This is a genomic window from Naasia sp. SYSU D00057 (assembly GCF_017916505.1).
Classification (GTDB): domain Bacteria; phylum Actinomycetota; class Actinomycetes; order Actinomycetales; family Microbacteriaceae; genus Naasia.
The window spans coordinates 430,381-445,538 of record NZ_JAFMSZ010000002.1 but is presented as its reverse complement, the minus strand read 5'-3'; the positions used below and the strand labels follow the sequence as shown (position 1 = coordinate 445,538).

The window sequence follows — 15,158 nt, the reverse complement described above, 5'->3', positions numbered from 1 at the left end:
TTCCGGCGCGGGGACGCAGAGGGTGCGCGGCTCAGCTGTCGATCAGCAGGGTCAGCTGCTCGATGAACGACGCGAAGTCGGCGGAGCCGTGCAGCAGGCGGGCGACGTCGGCGCGGTCGGAGAAGACCTCGACGAACTGCTCGAACACCGTCTGGAAGGCCGCACGACCCTCGGCGCTGAACGCCGCGAGGGCGACGACGCTGACGCGGCCCTCGCCCCAGGCGATCGGGCTGCCGTAGACGGCGACCGCGATGGCGGTGCGCCGGGCCGTCATCGCCATCGAGTGCGGCACGGCCAGACTCTCCGTGAACGCCGTCGAGGAGAGGCGCTCGCGCTCGAGGACGCCGTCGAGATACGTCTCGTCGATGATGCCCTGACCGATCATCCGCTCGCCGAGGAGGCGGATGACCGAGGCCTCGTCGGCGGCGTCCGGGTCGCGCAGGAACAGCGACTCGTCGAAGTAGAGGAGCAGGTCGTCGCGGATGCGCCGGCGCCGGCGGTGCCGGCGGACGCGCGCGACCGCTGAGCGCACGGCCTCCGCATCGGCCGCCGTCGGGAACGGGCTGACCACGACGACCCCCTCTGGCCGCGGCGCGACGGGCACGGTCGTGACCACGAGGTCGCCGGGCAGCTCGGCGAGGGGAGCGTCGGTGCGGGTCACGACCGCGGCGACCCGGACGTCCGCGGCGGCCTCGACCCGATCCCGCAGGACGTCCGCCATGTCGTGGTACTCCGGCAGCACCAGCGTGACGGTGACCTCGTCGGCCGGGCGGCCGCGGCGCTCGAGCGAGGATCCGACGTGCAGCGCGATGAAGGCGATCTCGTCGTCGTTGACCGTGATCCCGAACTCGCGCTGGATCTCGCTCGCGAGGTAGACCGCGAGCTCGTAGGTCAGCGGGTACGACGTCTTGATCGAGCGGGCGAGCGGATTCCGCGTGAGCGACCCGGCCCGTGAGCGGGCCACGAGATTGCGGACATGCAGCGCGAGCCGGAGCAGGAAGTCCTCGTCCGACAGGTCGACGAGGTACTCGCGCTCCGCGCCGTGCACGAGGCGCCGCAGCACGGCGACGTCGTCGGCGACGGCGGGGGAGTCGAGGTCGGTGGGACGGGCTCGCCGGGTGCCCACGCGGGTCGTGAGCAGGAGGGTCAGCGACGCGAGCTCTCCCTCCGGCAGCGCTGTGCCGAAATGGCGCTCCACGATCGCGGCGAGAGCGTCCTGCAGCTCGGCCGCGTCGGCGGCGGCCCCCGATCCGGCGGGCGGGAGGCTCCGCCTCGACCGCTCCACCGCGATCGCGGTGTGCACGAGGACGCCGTCGAGCCCGAGCTCGTTCACGGCGTACCCGGACGAGTGCAGCAGCTCGATCACGTCGGTCTTGAATGCGCTGAGGTCGCCGACGGCGAACGCCTCCTGCACCTGCCGGAGGTCGAACATGCCGCGCGCGGTCTCCTCTCGGAAGATGCGGCTGATGAGCCGGCGCACGCCCTCCTCCGTGCCCTCGAACCGCACCGCGTCGCCGCTGCGCACCAGCTCGACGCCGCAGTCCCGGGCGAGGCTGCGCACGCGGCGCAGGTCGGACTCGAGGGTCGACTCCGACACGAAGAGGGCGGAGGCCAGGTCGTGGATGCCGGCACCGGAGGAGGACTGGGTGAGCCGGCTGACGAGGAACGCCACGCGCTCGCGCGGCCTGCTCGGCGTTCCGTCGCCCGAGCCCGACGCCGACGCGTAGTCGGCGTACGCGTCCCGGTTGAGCCGGTAGCCGCTCGTCGACGACGTGATGACGTCGAGGGGCCCCGCGGCGGCCTTGATCGCCGTGACGTAGCTGCGCACCGTGCGCGTGCTCACCCCGAGGCGCTCGGCGAGCTCGCTCGCGGCGACCCAGCCGTCGGCGCGCGCGAGGTGCTCGAGCAGCTGCGGGGTCTTGTCGGCCATATCGCGTCAACTCAACCACCTTTCCCCGGCGGCGGGCTTCCGGGGGGTGCGGAAGCGTTTCCGCTGGCGTCGTCGCGGAGGGGAGGAGGAAACTGTGGCGGAAGACCCCGGACGCGAGGAGGCGGACATGGCGAGAGTTCTGCTCGTCTGCGTCGCCGGCGTCTCCGGGACCTTCCTCGCCCAGCGGATGCGGGCCGTCGACCCGGATCTCGAACCCGTGGTCACCCCGATCGACGCCCTCGGCGCCGTCCTGGGCGAGGCGGTGCTGCTCGCACCCCAGCTGGCCGACCGCACCGAAGCGGTCCGCACGCTCGTCGCACCCACCCCGGTGGGGCTGCTGCCGGCGGCCGCGTTCGGCGCGGCAGGGGCGCAGGCGGCCGTCGCGCAAGCCCGAGAACTGCTCGCCACGGCGGCCTACCGTGGGATCCCGACCATCGAAACGAAGGAGTAGTCGTGCCGCAACGCACCGTCGTCGTCGCCTCCACCCACGGGCTGCACGCCCGTCCCGCCGCGATCTTCACGCAGGCCGCCGCCAAAGCGGGCGTCCCCGTCCAGCTCACGAAGAACGGGAAGTCGGTGAACGCCGCGAGCATCCTCGGCGTCATCTCGCTCGGCATCGACCACGGCGACGAGGTTCAGCTGAGCGTCGACGGCGAGGGGGCGGAGGGCGTGCTCGACGAGCTCGAGGGCCTCCTCACGACGGACCACGACGCATGAGCACCCTCACCGGTGTCGGCATCGGCCGGGCCCTCGTGGTCGGGCCGGTGCTGCGCATGCCCGACCGGCTGCCGGAGCCCCCGACGCTGCCGAGCACCATCGGCCCCGACTCCGAGAAGGACCGGGTGACGGGCGCGCTCGCCGCGACGGCGCAGGACATCCGCGCGCGCGGTGAGAAGGCGGGCGGCAAGGCGCAGGAGGTGCTCGAGGCGCAGGCCCTGATGGCCGACGACCCGACCCTCCGCAGCGACATCGACACCCGCGTCGACAACGGCGCCACCGCCGAGCGCGCCGTCTTCGAGGCGTTCGCCGGCTTCCGGGACATGCTCGTGGGCCTCGGCGGCTACATGGCGGAGCGCGCCACCGACCTCGACGACGTCGCCCAGCGCGTCATCGCCCGCCTCTCCGGGGTGCCGGCGCCCGGTGTGCCGGAGAGCGACACGCCCTTCGTGCTCGTCGCTCGCGACCTGGCCCCCGCCGACACGGCGCTGCTCGACCTCGAGAAGGTCCTCGCTGTGGTCACAAGCGAGGGCGGGCCCACGTCGCACACCGCGATCCTCGCCCGCGAGAAGTCGATCCCCGCGATCGTGAGCGCCCGCGGAGCCCTGGACCTCGCCGATGGCACCGTCGTCATCGCGGACTCGTCGACCGGCGAGATCCGGGTCGCTCCGGACGAGGAGCAGCTGTCGGCCGCACGTGCCGAGGGGGCGCGGCGCGCGGCGCGCGCCTCCGTCCCGGTCGGGCCGGGCGCGCTCGCCGACGGCACCCGCGTGCCGCTGCTGGCCAACCTGGGCTCCGCCGACGGCGTCGACGCCGCCGTCGCGGCGGGCGCCGAGGGAGTCGGGCTGTTCCGCACCGAGTTCCTGTTCCTCGACGCGAAGACCGCCCCCACCGTCTCGCAGCAGTACGCCCACTACGCGAAGCTCCTCCGCGGCTTCCCCGGCGGCAAGAAGGTCGTCGTGCGCGTGCTCGACGCCGGCGCGGACAAGCCGCTCAGCTTCCTCAACGACGCGCCGGAGGAGAATCCTGCGCTCGGGCTCCGCGGCCTCCGCGCACTGCGCGCGACGGAGCAGATCCTCCGCGATCAGCTGACCGCCCTCGCCCGCGCTCAGTCCGAGTCGGACGCGGACCTCTGGGTGATGGCGCCGATGGTGTCGACCGTCGAGGAGACCCGGTACTTCGTGGCTCTGGCCCGCGAGCTCGGCATCCGCACCGCCGGCGTCATGGTGGAGGTGCCCTCCTCCGCGCTGCTGGCGGACCGCGTGCTGCTCGAGGCCGACTTCGCGAGCATCGGCACCAACGACCTCACGCAGTACACCCTGGCCGCGGACCGGCTCCTCGGCTCGGTGGCGTCCTTCCAGGACCCGTGGCATCCCGCCGTGCTGCGCCTCGTGCGCGAGGTCGGCCGTGCCGGCGCCGCCCTCGGCAAGCCGGTCGGCATCTGCGGCGAGGCCGCCGCCGACCCGCTGCTCGCCGTCGTCCTCGTCGGCCTCGGCGCGACCTCGCTCTCGATGTCGCCGTCGGCGCTCGGGGACGTGCGCGCCGAGCTCCTCCAGCACACGCGGGAGCAGGCCGTCGCCCTCGCCGAGGCAGCCCTCGGGGCCGAGGACGCCGCCGGCGCGCGCGCCGCAGCACGCGCCCTGCTGCCTGTCTGACCCTTCCCTCCCCTCCCACCGAGTCCAGCGAGAAACAGGAGAACAACAACAATGACAGCGACGTCAGCAGCCCCGCCGCGGAAGCGCGGGGCACGGGTGCACGTGCAGCGGTTCGGCACCTTCCTCTCCGGCATGGTCCTGCCGAACATCGCGGCGTTCATCGCCTGGGGCCTCATCACGGCCTTCTTCATCCCCACCGGGTGGACGCCGAACGAGACCCTCGGCGGACTCGTGGGCCCGATGATCACCTATCTGCTGCCCCTCCTCATCGCCAACCAGGGCGGGCGCATGATCTACGACACCCGTGGCGGCGTCGTGGCGACCATCGCCACCATGGGCGTGATCGTCGGCAGCGAGATCCCGCAGTTCATGGGCGCGATGATCGTCGGCCCGCTCGCGGCGTACATCATGAAGAAGGTCGACAGCATCTGGGACGGCAAGATCCGGCCCGGCTTCGAGATGCTCGTCAACAACTTCTCCGCGGGCATCCTGGGCATGCTCCTCGCGATCGGCGCCTTCTTCGGCATCGCCCCCATCGTCACCGCGCTGAGCGCGCTGATCGAGGGTGCCGTCGACTGGCTCGTGGGTCTCGGCCTGCTGCCGCTCGTCAGCCTCTTCATCGAGCCCGGCAAGGTGCTGTTCCTGAACAACGCCATCAACCAGGGCGTGCTCACGCCGCTCGGTGTCCAGCAGTCGCTCGAGGATGGCAAGAGCATCCTGTTCCTGCTCGAGGCGAACCCGGGCCCCGGCCTCGGCATCCTGCTCGCCTTCGCGGTGTTCGGCATCGGGATGTTCAAGGCGAGCGCGCCCGGCGCGATCATCATCCACTTCCTCGGCGGCATCCACGAGATCTACTTCCCGTACGTGCTGTCGAAGCCGATCCTCATCCTCGCGGCGATCGCGGGCGGCATGACCGGCATCTTCACCAACGTCATCTTCAACTCGGGTCTGCGTGCGCCCGCGTCTCCCGGCAGCATCTTCGCGGTGCTGCTGCAGACCGCGAGCGACAGCTACGTCGGCGTGATCCTGTCGGTGATCCTCTCCGCGCTGGTCTCGTTCGTCGTCGCGTCGGTGATCCTCCGGGCGAGCCGCAAGCGCGACCTCGAGCGGGATGACGCGGGCGACATGTCGGCCGCGGTCGCCGCCACGCAGGCGAACAAGGGCAAGGAGAGCTCGGTCCTGTCGAACCTCGGCACCTCGGACCGTCCCGGAAGCGCCCAGAACGTCGGCGCCGGCATCGTCGGCGGCTCGGAGGTCGCCACCGAGGGCGGCGCGGGCGGAAGCACCGCCACGGACAGCGCTCCCATCCGAAGCATCGTGTTCGCGTGCGACGCGGGCATGGGCTCCAGCGCGATGGGCGCCTCGGTGCTCCGGAACAAGATCAAGAAGGCGGGCGTGGAAGGGGTGACGGTGGTCAACAAGGCCATCTCGAACCTCGACGACAGCGCCGACCTCGTGATCACCCAGCGCGAGCTCACGCCGCGGGCCGAGCAGAAGGCGCCGCACGCTCAGCACGTGTCGGTGGACAACTTCATGAACAGTCCCCGGTACGACGAGGTCGTGCAACGGGTGGCGGGCCAGAACAAGTAGGCGAAAAGTGGGTGCGGGGAGTCCTCTCCCCGCACCCACTCCCATCTCCCGTGGAAGGAACCCGATGAACGTCCTGGAGCTCGACCGCATCACCCTGAACGGCACCGCCGCCTCGCGCGACGATGCCATCCGAGAGGTGGGCGCCATGCTGGTGAACGCCGGGGCGGTGCAGCCGGCCTACGTCGACGCCATGTTCGACCGCGAGAACACCGTGTCCACCTACATGGGCAACTGGCTCGCCATCCCGCACGGCACCAACGAGGCCAAGGACACGATCCTCCGGTCTGCGCTGGCCATCGTCCGATACGACTCCCCGCTCGACTGGGACGGCAACGAGGTGCGCTTCGTGATCGGCATCGCCGGCCAGAACAACGAGCACCTCGGGATCCTGTCGAAGATCGCCCTCGTGTTCAGCGACGAGGACGAGGTGGAGAAGCTGCTGGCGGCCCGCACGCCCGAGGAGCTGTTCGAGCTCCTCGGAGACGTGAACGAGGACGACGCGTGAAGGCCGTCCACTTCGGCGCCGGCAACATCGGGCGCGGCTTCGTCGGGCTGATCCTGCACAACGCCGGGTACGAGGTGGTCTTCGCCGACGTCAACGCCGAGCTGATCGACGCGCTCGCCGCGACCCCCAGCTACCGCGTGCACGAGGTCGGCCCGAAGGCGCGCGACTGGACCGTCGACAACTACCGCGCGCTCAACAGCCGCACCGCCGAGGCCGAGGTGGTGCGCGAGGTCGCGACCGCCGACATCGTCACCACCGCGGTGGGCCCGAGCATCCTCAAGTTCATCGCCCCCGTCATCGCCGAGGGCCTCCGGGCCCGCGGGAACAAGGCGGCCCCCGTGCACGTGATGGCGTGCGAGAACGCGATCGGCGCCACCGACCTGCTCCGCTCCGAGATCGAGATGCTGCTCGCCGACGACGAGCACGTGCTGCGGCGCGCGGTGTTCGCCAACACGGCGGTCGACCGGATCGTGCCGGGCCAGGATCCCGCCGCCGGACTCGACGTCACCGTCGAGGACTTCTTCGAGTGGGCCATCGAGAAGGGGCCGTTCCGCGGGAAGCCGCCGGCCATCCCCGAGGCGACCTTCGTGGACGACCTGGCCCCCTACATCGAGCGCAAGCTCTTCACCGTCAACACCGGGCATGCGACCCTCGCGTACCACGGCTTCGCGCGCGGCGCCTCGACCCTCGTCGAGGCGCTCGAGATCCCCGAGGTGGCCGCCGAGGTCGCGGCGGTGCTCGCCGAGACGAAGGACCTCCTCGTCGCGAAGCACGGGTTCTCCCAGGCACAGCAGGAGGAGTACCTGCAGAAGAACCTCGCCCGGTTCGGCAACCCCGCCCTGTCCGACACCGTCGAGCGGGTGGGGCGTGCCCCGCTGCGCAAGCTGAGCCGGCACGAGCGGTTCGTCGGCCCGGCCGCGGAGCTCGTCGAGCGGGGCCGCCCCGCCGACGCGCTCGTCCGCGCCATCGGGGCCGCACTGCGCTTCGACGTCCCGGAGGACGCCGAGAGCGTCCGGCTGCAGGAGCTGCTCGCGAGCGACCGCCCATCCGCCGAGCTCGCGCAGGAGATCACCGGCCTCGACACCGGGTCGCCGCTCCTCGCCGCCGTCGTGGCCGAGATCGACGCGGCCCGCGGCGCACGGCAGGAATAGGGGAGCGCGCCACCGCGTTCTCCCCTGATGGACGGGCCGTGGGCGGGTCGGCTGGCGCAAGTGCCGGCTTTCGCATACGATAGCTCGTTGGTGCCCGGGCCCGTCGGCCCATCCCCCTTCTCCGGCAGCGAGTTCATCGCGGCGTCGTGCGCTCGGGGCGGCACCGCAATCCATCATCCCGCACGACCAGCAGAACTCTGCATGCATTGAAGTGAGGCTATGGCCAAGAAGGACGGCGTAATCGAGATCGAAGGCTCGGTGCTCGAAGCTCTGCCCAACGCGATGTTCCGCGTCGAGCTGAGCAACGGACACAAGGTCCTCGCTCACATCTCGGGCAAGATGCGACAGCACTACATCCGAATCCTCCCCGAGGACCGGGTGATCGTGGAGCTGAGCCCGTACGACCTGACCCGCGGCCGGATCGTCTACCGCTACAAGTAGCAGCTGCTGGGAAGGAACGGCCCCTGCGGGGGCACGAGGCCAGCGAAGGAAACAACATGAAGGTCAACCCCAGCGTCAAGCGCATCTGCGACAAGTGCAAGGTGATCCGTCGCCACGGCAACGTCATGGTGATCTGCGAGAACCCGAGGCACAAGCAGCGGCAGGGTTGATGGCGCGGGCGCGAACAGCGCCCGCCCATCAAGGTTGAGGGCGCGCCATTGCTTGGCGCGCGTCTCGAAACCTCGAAGACGCAGGTTCCGGCGAATACCGGAACCGAAGACACAACTGAACAGCAACTAGGCGGTTCCAGAACCCACGGAAGTGGGGGACACCCCGGGTCGGAGGCCCGGGCACCGGATCCGCTCCACACCTCCGACGTCTCTCCAAGGAGAAGCCACACATGGCACGTCTCGCCGGCGTCGACATCCCGCGCGACAAGCGCGTGGAGGTCGCCCTCACGTACATCTACGGCATCGGCCGTACCCGCGCCCTGCAGACGCTCAGCGTCACCGGGATCAGCGGCGACATCCGCGTCAAGGACCTGACCGACGACCAGCTCGTCGCGCTCCGCGACCACATCGAAGGCACCTGGAAGGTGGAGGGTGACCTCCGCCGCGAGGTCGCCGCCGACATCCGCCGCAAGGTCGAGATCGGCAGCTACGAGGGCCTGCGCCACCGCCGCGGCCTCCCCGTGCGCGGACAGCGCACCAAGACGAACGCGCGCACCCGCAAGGGCCCGAAGCGCACCGTCGCCGGCAAGAAGAAGGCCGGCCGCAAGTAGCAGGGCTGCGGCATCCGCCGCATCCCCAACACCCGGTCAAGGAATTTCAGGGAGAACGCCAACATGGCAGCACCGAAGGCGGGCGCCGGCCGCAAGCCGCGCCGCAAGGAGAAGAAGAACATCGCCGTGGGCCAGGCCCACATCAAGTCGACGTTCAACAACACGATCGTTTCCATCACGGACACCACCGGTGCCGTGATCAGCTGGGCCTCCTCCGGAGGCGTCGGCTTCAAGGGCAGCCGCAAGTCGACCCCGTTCGCCGCGCAGCTCGCCGCCGAGTCGGCCGCCCGCCAGGCGCAGGAGCACGGCATGAAGAAGGTGGACGTGTTCGTCAAGGGCCCCGGCTCGGGACGCGAGACCGCCATCCGCTCGCTGCAGGCCGCCGGCCTCGAGGTCGGGTCGATCAACGATGTGACGCCGCAGGCGCACAACGGCTGCCGCCCGCCCAAGCGGCGCCGGGTCTGACGCCAAGCACAGCCCGAGGCGCAGCCTCGGTCCGACGGTCGCCGCGCAGCAGCGACCGCCCCGCTGATTGAGGAGCGCGCGCAGCGCGCGTCTCGAAATCACGTGAGGTGCGCTGGGTCGCGACCACGGTCCCGGCCCAGCGCCCCCAGAGCTAACTCAATACCCGCCGGCCGCCACCCGGCGTCGCAGAAGCGTGTCATATAGCGGACACTCTTTCGAAAGGAACACACAGTGCTCATCGCACAGCGACCGACGCTCGTCGAAGAGAACATCTCTGAATTCCGCTCGCGGTTCGTCATCGAGCCGCTCGAGCCGGGCTTCGGTTACACCCTCGGCAACTCCCTTCGCCGCACGCTGCTCTCGTCGATCCCGGGTGCCGCGGTCACGAGCATCCGCATCGAGGGCGTGCAGCACGAGTTCACGACCATCCCGGGCGTGAAGGAGGATGTCACCGAGATCATCCTGAACGTCAAGGGCCTCGTGGTCTCGAGCGAGCACGACGAGCCGATCACCGCCTACCTGCGCAAGCAGAGCGCCGGCCCCGTCACCGCCGCCGACATCTCGGCGCCGGCGGGCGTGGAGATCCACAACCCGGACCTCGTCATCGCGACGCTCAACGACAAGGCCAAGTTCGACCTCGAGCTGACCATCGAGCGCGGCCGCGGCTACGTGTCGGCGGCGCAGAACCGCAGCGAGTTCTCGGAGGCGGGCCAGATCCCGATCGACTCCATCTACTCGCCGGTGCTCAAGGTCACCTACCGTGTCGAGGCGACGCGTGCCGGTGAGCGCACCGACTTCGACCGTCTCGTGGTCGACGTCGAGACGAAGCCGGCCATCAGCCCGCGTGACGCGATCGCGTCCGCCGGCCGCACCCTGACCGAGCTGTTCGGCCTCGCCCGCGAGCTGAACACGGCCGCCGAGGGCATCGAGATCGGCCCCGCGCCGGTCGACGCCGTTCTCAGCTCCGAGCTGTCGATGCCGATCGAGGACCTGGACCTGTCGGTCCGCTCCTACAACTGCCTCAAGCGCGAGGGCATCAACACGGTGAGCGAGCTCGTCGCCCTCTCGGAGACGCAGCTGATGAACATCCGCAACTTCGGTCAGAAGTCCGTGGACGAGGTGAAGGACAAGCTCGTCGAGCTCGGCCTCTCGCTCAAGGACGCGGTGCCCGGGTTCGACGGCGCGCACTACTTCAGCGGCTACGACGACGACGACGCGAACTGACGTTCGGTCCTGATCCACGAGGAATAGACAATGCCCAGACCAGCCAAGGGTCCCCGTCTCGGGGGCGGCCCGGCGCATGAGCGCCTCCTGCTCGCGAACCTCGCGACGGCCCTCTTCACCCACAAGTCGATCACGACGACCGAGACCAAGGCGAAGCGCCTTCAGCCGCTCGCCGAGCGTCTCGTGACGTTCGCGAAGCGCGGCGACCTGCACGCGCGCCGTCGCGTGCTGACCGTGGTCCGCGACAAGAGCGCCGTGCACGAGCTCTTCACCGAGATCGCGCCGCTCGTCGCCGAGCGCCCGGGTGGCTACACCCGCATCACGAAGATCGGCTTCCGCAAGGGCGACAACGCGCCCCTCGCCGTGATCGAGCTCGTCCTCGAGCCGCTCCAGGCGAAGGCGACCGCCCCGACCACGACCCGCCGCTCCCGCGGTGCCGCGGCCGCTCCGGCCGCCGCTCCCGCCGCTGAGGCTCCGGTCGCGGACGCCGCTGCCGCGGACGACGTGGTGACCGAGTCCGAGGCGACGGTCGACGAGGCCGCCGGTGGCGCCGACGAGGCCCCCGTCGAGGCGACCGAGGCCGTCGAGACGTCCGAGCCGACGCCCGCCGAGGAGCCGACCCCGGCTGCGACCGAGGTCGAGCAGGACGCCGCCGAGGTGGCCGAGGACGACAAGAAGTAGTCCTCGCAGCATCCAGTGCGAACCGCCCGTCCCCTTCTGGGGGCGGGCGGTTCGCCGTCTCCGGCGTCGGCGGCCGGGGAGTTCCTGGTCCCTCCCCTGACTTCCAGCAGGAAGGCAGGAGGTCCAGCAGGCAGAAGTGGCCGGATTCCTCCTGCTGAGGGCGTTCCGTTCCTGCTGGACAGCGGTCCGGTTCCTGCTGACGGGAGGGGAAGCCGGGACGGGCCGTTCGGTAGGGTCGGGCCATGGCGAGCGAGGCGACGACCCTGACCGTCCCGGGCCCGGACGGTCCCCTCGAGATGCGGGTCTCCAGCCCCTCCCGGGTGATCTGGCCGCAGGCGGGGGTCACGAAGCTCGAGCTCGCCGAGTACGTCGTCGCGGTCGGCGAGCCGTTCGTGCGTGCGGTGGGCGACCGCCCGGTCGCGCTGCAGCGCTATGGCGCGGGCGTCGACGGCGACATGTTCTTCTCGAAGAACCCGCCGAAGGGCAAGCCGGACTTCATCCGCGAGGTGATGGTCACCTTCCCCAGCGCCCGGAAGCATCCGATGCTCGTCATCGACGACCCCGCGGCGCTCGTGTGGATGGTGCAGATGAACACGGTCGTGTTCCACCCCTGGCCGAGCCGGGCGGCGGACGTCGACCACCCCGACCAGCTGCGCATCGACCTCGACCCGCAGCCGGGTCGCGGCTTCGAGGACGCCGTGCCCGCCGCCGCCGAGCTGCGCGAGGTGCTGCGTGAGGCGGGGCTCGACGCGTTCCCGAAGACCTCCGGCAACCGGGGCATCCACGTGTTCGCGCCCATCCGCCCCGAGTGGGACTACATCGACGTGCGCCATGCCGTCATCGCGGCCGCCCGCGAGCTCGAGCGGCGGATGCCGGACCGCGTCACGACGGCGTGGTGGAAGGAGGAGCGCGGCGAGCGCGTGTTCGTCGACTTCAACCAGGCCGCGCGCGACCGCACCATCGCCGGCGCCTACAGCCCGCGCGCGACCGCGGGGGCGACCGTCTCGATGCCGTTCCGCTGGGAGGACCTCGAGGACGTGACGCCCGCCGACTTCACGGTCCGCACCGTGCCCGGCATCGTCGCCGAGCGCGGCGATGCGTGGGCGACGATGGGGGAGCGGCAGGGCGACCTGCGCGTGCTCCTCGAGTGGTGGGAGCGCGACGTGGCGAACGGGCAGGGCGAGATGCCCTACCCGCCCGACTACCCGAAGATGCCGGGCGAGCCTCCGCGCGTGCAGCCGAGCCGCATCAACCCCAAGAACTGGGACTGAGCCGCGGCGCTCTCGCCGGCCCCTCCTGCAGGGGTGTGACGACTCAAGGGGATCCGGCCAAGGAACCGCCGGGATCCGCATGGACCCCGTCGCCGGGGCCCGGATCTCCTTGATTCGTCACCCGTCGGTGGTCGCGGGATCGGGGCGATGCCTGTCGAGCCACGGCGCCAGCACCGGCAGCACGGCGGCGCTGTGCATCGCACCCAGATGGTCGAGGCCGGGCAGCACTTCGACCTCCCATCCCGCCGCCTCCAGCTCCGCCCGGGTCCGCGCGAGCGGCTCCGCGATGCGCACCACCGTGTCGCCCCAGCCCTCCCCGTAGGCGATGTCGTCGGCGTCCCCGGCGAAGGCCAGCCGCGGGATGCGGAGGCTGAGCGCGGCGGCGCGGTCGTCGAAGCCCTGCAGGTGCTCGTAGAGCGCGACGAACTGCCCGGTCACGTCGGCGCCGGCGCCCACGCCCGCGGCGTCCCAGTCCCCGGGCTCGACCGCCTCGATCGGCGGCGGGGGCGTCGGGGCGAGGGCCTTCTCGTGGGCGGCGCGGGTGACGGCGAGCATCGCCGCGTACGGCCCGTCCACCGGCGGATATCCGCCCATTGCCAGCGCCCACAGGCGGTCGGTGCGGATCGCGAGCTGCAGCCCGGCGACCGCGAGCCAGGAGTAGCCGTAGTAGGCGAACGACGAGGCGCCCGCCGCGTCCGCGATCGCGAGCAGGTCGGATGCGAGGGCGTCCGGCACGAGGCCGCCCTCGGCCGGGGTCGCCATGCGGTGACCCTCGTAGTCCGCGGCCACCACCGTGAAGCCCTGCGCCAGCGCCGCGACCAGGGCGGGCCCGAGGTCCGGGTCGCCGCCCCACGCGCGCAGCGTCGTGGCCGCCGCCTCCTCGAACGGCTCGACCCGGACGGGGAGGAGCACCGCCGGCCCGTTCCCCGCCACGGTGAACGGGATCCGCGACCCGTCGAAGAGGACCGCCTCGGCCCTGTGAGCTGTTCCGGAAGGCACGGCGAACATCCTGCTCCGGGCATGCCGGCTGAGGAAGGGGCGGCACGCTGTCAAGGCCGGAGGTCCATGGAGGTGCCGCAGGGCCCGGGTCTAGGGTGGCGTCGCCGCGGGGGCCGTCGGCGGCCCCGGGTAGCGTCCGCAGCACCGACCGAGGGAGTGCGACATGTCCGATGACCAGCCCGGCACCACGGGACCGCGCCACGAGCAGGACGAGCTGCGCTACTGCGTGCTCAAGCCCCGCGCGCTGCCGCCCGCCCGTCCCGGCATGCCCGCGGACCGGTACGAGGCGCTCATCCGGGGACGGAGCCAGTGGGTCAACGGCACGGTGCTGCACTACTGCTTCATCGACACCGATCCCGGCGGCGCCGACCAGCAGCAGGCGGTGCGCGACGCCTTCGCCGAGTGGAAGGCGCTCGGCATCGGGCTCGTCTTCGAGGAGGTCGCGCAGGCGTCCGAGTCGGAGCTGCGCATCGGCTTCCGGCAGGGCGACGGATCGTGGTCGTACATCGGCCGCGACTGCCTGGAGATCGGCGTGACCGAGCGGACCATGAACTTCGGCTGGGACCTCACGTCGCCCTACGGCCGCACGACCGCGCTGCACGAGCTCGGGCACGCGTTCGGGATGCCGCACGAGCACCAGAACCCGAACGCCGGCATCGTCTGGGACGAGGAGGCGGTGTACTCCTACCTCGGCGGCCCGCCGAACAACTGGGACCGCGACACCGTCTACCGCAACGTGCTGCAGAAGCTGTCGCCGGGTGAGGTCACCGGCTCGAACTGGGACCCGAACTCGGTCATGGAGTACGAGTTCCCGGGTGGCCTGGTGCTCTCGCCCGAGCAGTACCAGAACGGCATCTACCCGCCGGGGACCCTGTCCGAGGCCGACAAGGAGTACATCCGCACCTGGTACCCGGGACAGGCCGGAGGGACCATGGCGGTGCTGCAGCCCTTCGTCTCGGTGCCCCTGTCGCTGCAGCCGACGGAGCAGTTCGACGCGGAGTTCCGGCCGGACGCGAGCCGCGAGTACAGCATCGGCACCTTCGGCTCCTCGGATGTCGTGCTCGTGCTGTTCGAGGAGGTGGAGGGCGAGCTGCGCTACCTCGCGGGCGACGACGACGGCGGCGAGGAGCGGAACGCGCTCGTCAAGGTCAAGCTGTTCGCCGGCCGGCGCTACGTCGTCCGCGTTCGGCTCTACTACTCGTGGGAGTCGGGCCAGTCCGCCGTCATGGTCTGGTGAGCCGCAGAGCTCGCTCCGACGGTGCGGCGGTCAGCCGGAGATCGAGTCGAACGCGCGCAGCGCCGCCGCTCGGCTCGCCTTGAGGTCGACCATCGGCACGGGGTAGCCGGTGACGCCGCGCGGCTCGTGGATCGCCGCGGCATCGAGATGGGCGAGCTCGGGCAGCCAGGTGCGCAGGTAGGTTCCCTCCGGGTCGAACTTGCGGCTCTGCAGCACCGGGTTGAACACCCGGAAGTAGGGGGCGGGGTCGATCCCCGTGCCCGCCACCCACTGCCAATTGGCCGCGTTGTTCGCCGGATCCGAGTCGACGAGGGTGTCCCAGAACCACCGCTCGCCCTCCCGCCAGTCGATCAGCAGGTTCTTGACGAGGAACGAGGCGGTCACCATCCGCACCCGGTTGTGCATCCAGCCCGTCGTCCACAGCTGCCGCATGCCGGCGTCGACGAGCGGGAAGCCCGTGCGGCCGCGCTGCCAGCGCTCCAGGACCGCCGGATCCGCCGGGTTCCACGGG

At 71.2% G+C, this 15,158-nt stretch carries 16 protein-coding genes and 1 tRNA gene; 15 read left to right on the top strand and 2 right to left on the bottom strand.

Features of this window, described 5'->3' with window-relative positions; translation table 11 throughout:
* Positions 1-31: 31 nt before the first annotated feature.
* Positions 32-1,930 carry a transcription antiterminator gene (locus J3P36_RS09420; protein ID WP_210507415.1) on the bottom strand — a complete coding sequence of 633 codons (1,899 nt, stop codon included), beginning with the start codon at positions 1,928-1,930 and terminating at the stop codon, positions 32-34.
* A gap of 127 nt (positions 1,931-2,057) precedes the next feature.
* Between J3P36_RS09420 and J3P36_RS09415 the strand changes: the two genes are divergently transcribed.
* From J3P36_RS09415 to ligD, 13 genes are all read left to right on the top strand, one after another.
* Complete coding sequence (locus J3P36_RS09415) at positions 2,058-2,381, top strand: hypothetical protein (protein WP_210507413.1); 324 nt, start codon at positions 2,058-2,060, stop codon at positions 2,379-2,381.
* Positions 2,382-2,383: 2 nt separating this feature from the next.
* Positions 2,384-2,647, top strand: coding sequence for an HPr family phosphocarrier protein (locus tag J3P36_RS09410; RefSeq protein WP_210507411.1), 264 nt, complete (start codon positions 2,384-2,386; stop codon positions 2,645-2,647).
* On the top strand, positions 2,644-4,302 hold the full coding sequence (ptsP, locus tag J3P36_RS09405; RefSeq protein ID WP_210507409.1) for a phosphoenolpyruvate--protein phosphotransferase: 1,659 nt from the start codon (positions 2,644-2,646) through the stop codon (positions 4,300-4,302). The genes J3P36_RS09410 and ptsP overlap by 4 nt, the downstream gene beginning before the upstream one ends.
* A gap of 51 nt (positions 4,303-4,353) precedes the next feature.
* On the top strand, positions 4,354-5,892 hold the full coding sequence (locus J3P36_RS09400; RefSeq protein ID WP_210507407.1) for a PTS mannitol transporter subunit IICB: 1,539 nt from the start codon (positions 4,354-4,356) through the stop codon (positions 5,890-5,892).
* Between the two features lie 64 nt (positions 5,893-5,956).
* Positions 5,957-6,397 carry a PTS sugar transporter subunit IIA gene (locus tag J3P36_RS09395; RefSeq protein WP_210507405.1) on the top strand — a complete coding sequence of 147 codons (441 nt, stop codon included), beginning with the start codon at positions 5,957-5,959 and terminating at the stop codon, positions 6,395-6,397.
* Positions 6,394-7,548 (top strand): mannitol-1-phosphate 5-dehydrogenase, encoded by a 1,155-nt coding sequence (locus J3P36_RS09390; protein WP_210507403.1) that lies wholly within the window; start codon positions 6,394-6,396, stop codon positions 7,546-7,548. The genes J3P36_RS09395 and J3P36_RS09390 overlap by 4 nt, the downstream gene beginning before the upstream one ends.
* Before the next feature lie 219 nt (positions 7,549-7,767).
* The gene (gene infA / locus J3P36_RS09385) at positions 7,768-7,989 is read left to right on the top strand and encodes a translation initiation factor IF-1 (RefSeq protein ID WP_100365313.1); all 222 of its coding nucleotides are present in this window, start codon (positions 7,768-7,770) and stop codon (positions 7,987-7,989) included.
* Between the two features lie 56 nt (positions 7,990-8,045).
* Entirely contained in the window at positions 8,046-8,159 is a 114-nt protein-coding gene (gene rpmJ, locus J3P36_RS09380; protein ID WP_129520984.1) for a 50S ribosomal protein L36, read from the top strand.
* 230 nt (positions 8,160-8,389) lie between these two features.
* Positions 8,390-8,770, top strand: coding sequence for a 30S ribosomal protein S13 (gene rpsM / locus J3P36_RS09375; protein ID WP_210507401.1), 381 nt, complete (start codon positions 8,390-8,392; stop codon positions 8,768-8,770).
* 63 nt (positions 8,771-8,833) lie between these two features.
* Positions 8,834-9,235: a 30S ribosomal protein S11 gene (gene rpsK, locus J3P36_RS09370; protein ID WP_210507399.1), complete on the top strand. Its 402-nt coding sequence runs from the start codon at positions 8,834-8,836 to the stop codon at positions 9,233-9,235.
* Positions 9,236-9,466: 231 nt separating this feature from the next.
* Positions 9,467-10,459: a DNA-directed RNA polymerase subunit alpha gene (locus J3P36_RS09365; protein WP_210507397.1), complete on the top strand. Its 993-nt coding sequence runs from the start codon at positions 9,467-9,469 to the stop codon at positions 10,457-10,459.
* Between the two features lie 30 nt (positions 10,460-10,489).
* A complete protein-coding gene (rplQ, locus tag J3P36_RS09360; RefSeq protein ID WP_210507395.1) occupies positions 10,490-11,140 on the top strand; it encodes a 50S ribosomal protein L17 in 651 nt (216 codons plus the stop codon).
* 242 nt (positions 11,141-11,382) lie between these two features.
* Positions 11,383-12,411, top strand: coding sequence for a non-homologous end-joining DNA ligase (gene ligD, locus J3P36_RS09355; RefSeq protein ID WP_210507393.1), 1,029 nt, complete (start codon positions 11,383-11,385; stop codon positions 12,409-12,411).
* Between the two features lie 117 nt (positions 12,412-12,528).
* On the opposite strand, the gene J3P36_RS09350 is transcribed toward ligD, so the two are convergent.
* Complete coding sequence (locus tag J3P36_RS09350) at positions 12,529-13,410, bottom strand: alpha/beta fold hydrolase (RefSeq protein ID WP_246854480.1); 882 nt, start codon at positions 13,408-13,410, stop codon at positions 12,529-12,531.
* A gap of 163 nt (positions 13,411-13,573) precedes the next feature.
* On the opposite strand from J3P36_RS09350, the gene J3P36_RS09345 reads away from it, so the two are divergent.
* Both J3P36_RS09345 and J3P36_RS09340 read left to right on the top strand, forming a co-directional pair.
* Entirely contained in the window at positions 13,574-14,647 is a 1,074-nt protein-coding gene (locus tag J3P36_RS09345; protein ID WP_210507389.1) for a M12 family metallopeptidase, read from the top strand.
* A 150-nt stretch (positions 14,648-14,797) separates the two neighbouring features.
* Positions 14,798-14,913, top strand: a tRNA-Phe gene (locus J3P36_RS09340).
* Positions 14,914-15,158 lie beyond the last annotated feature (245 nt).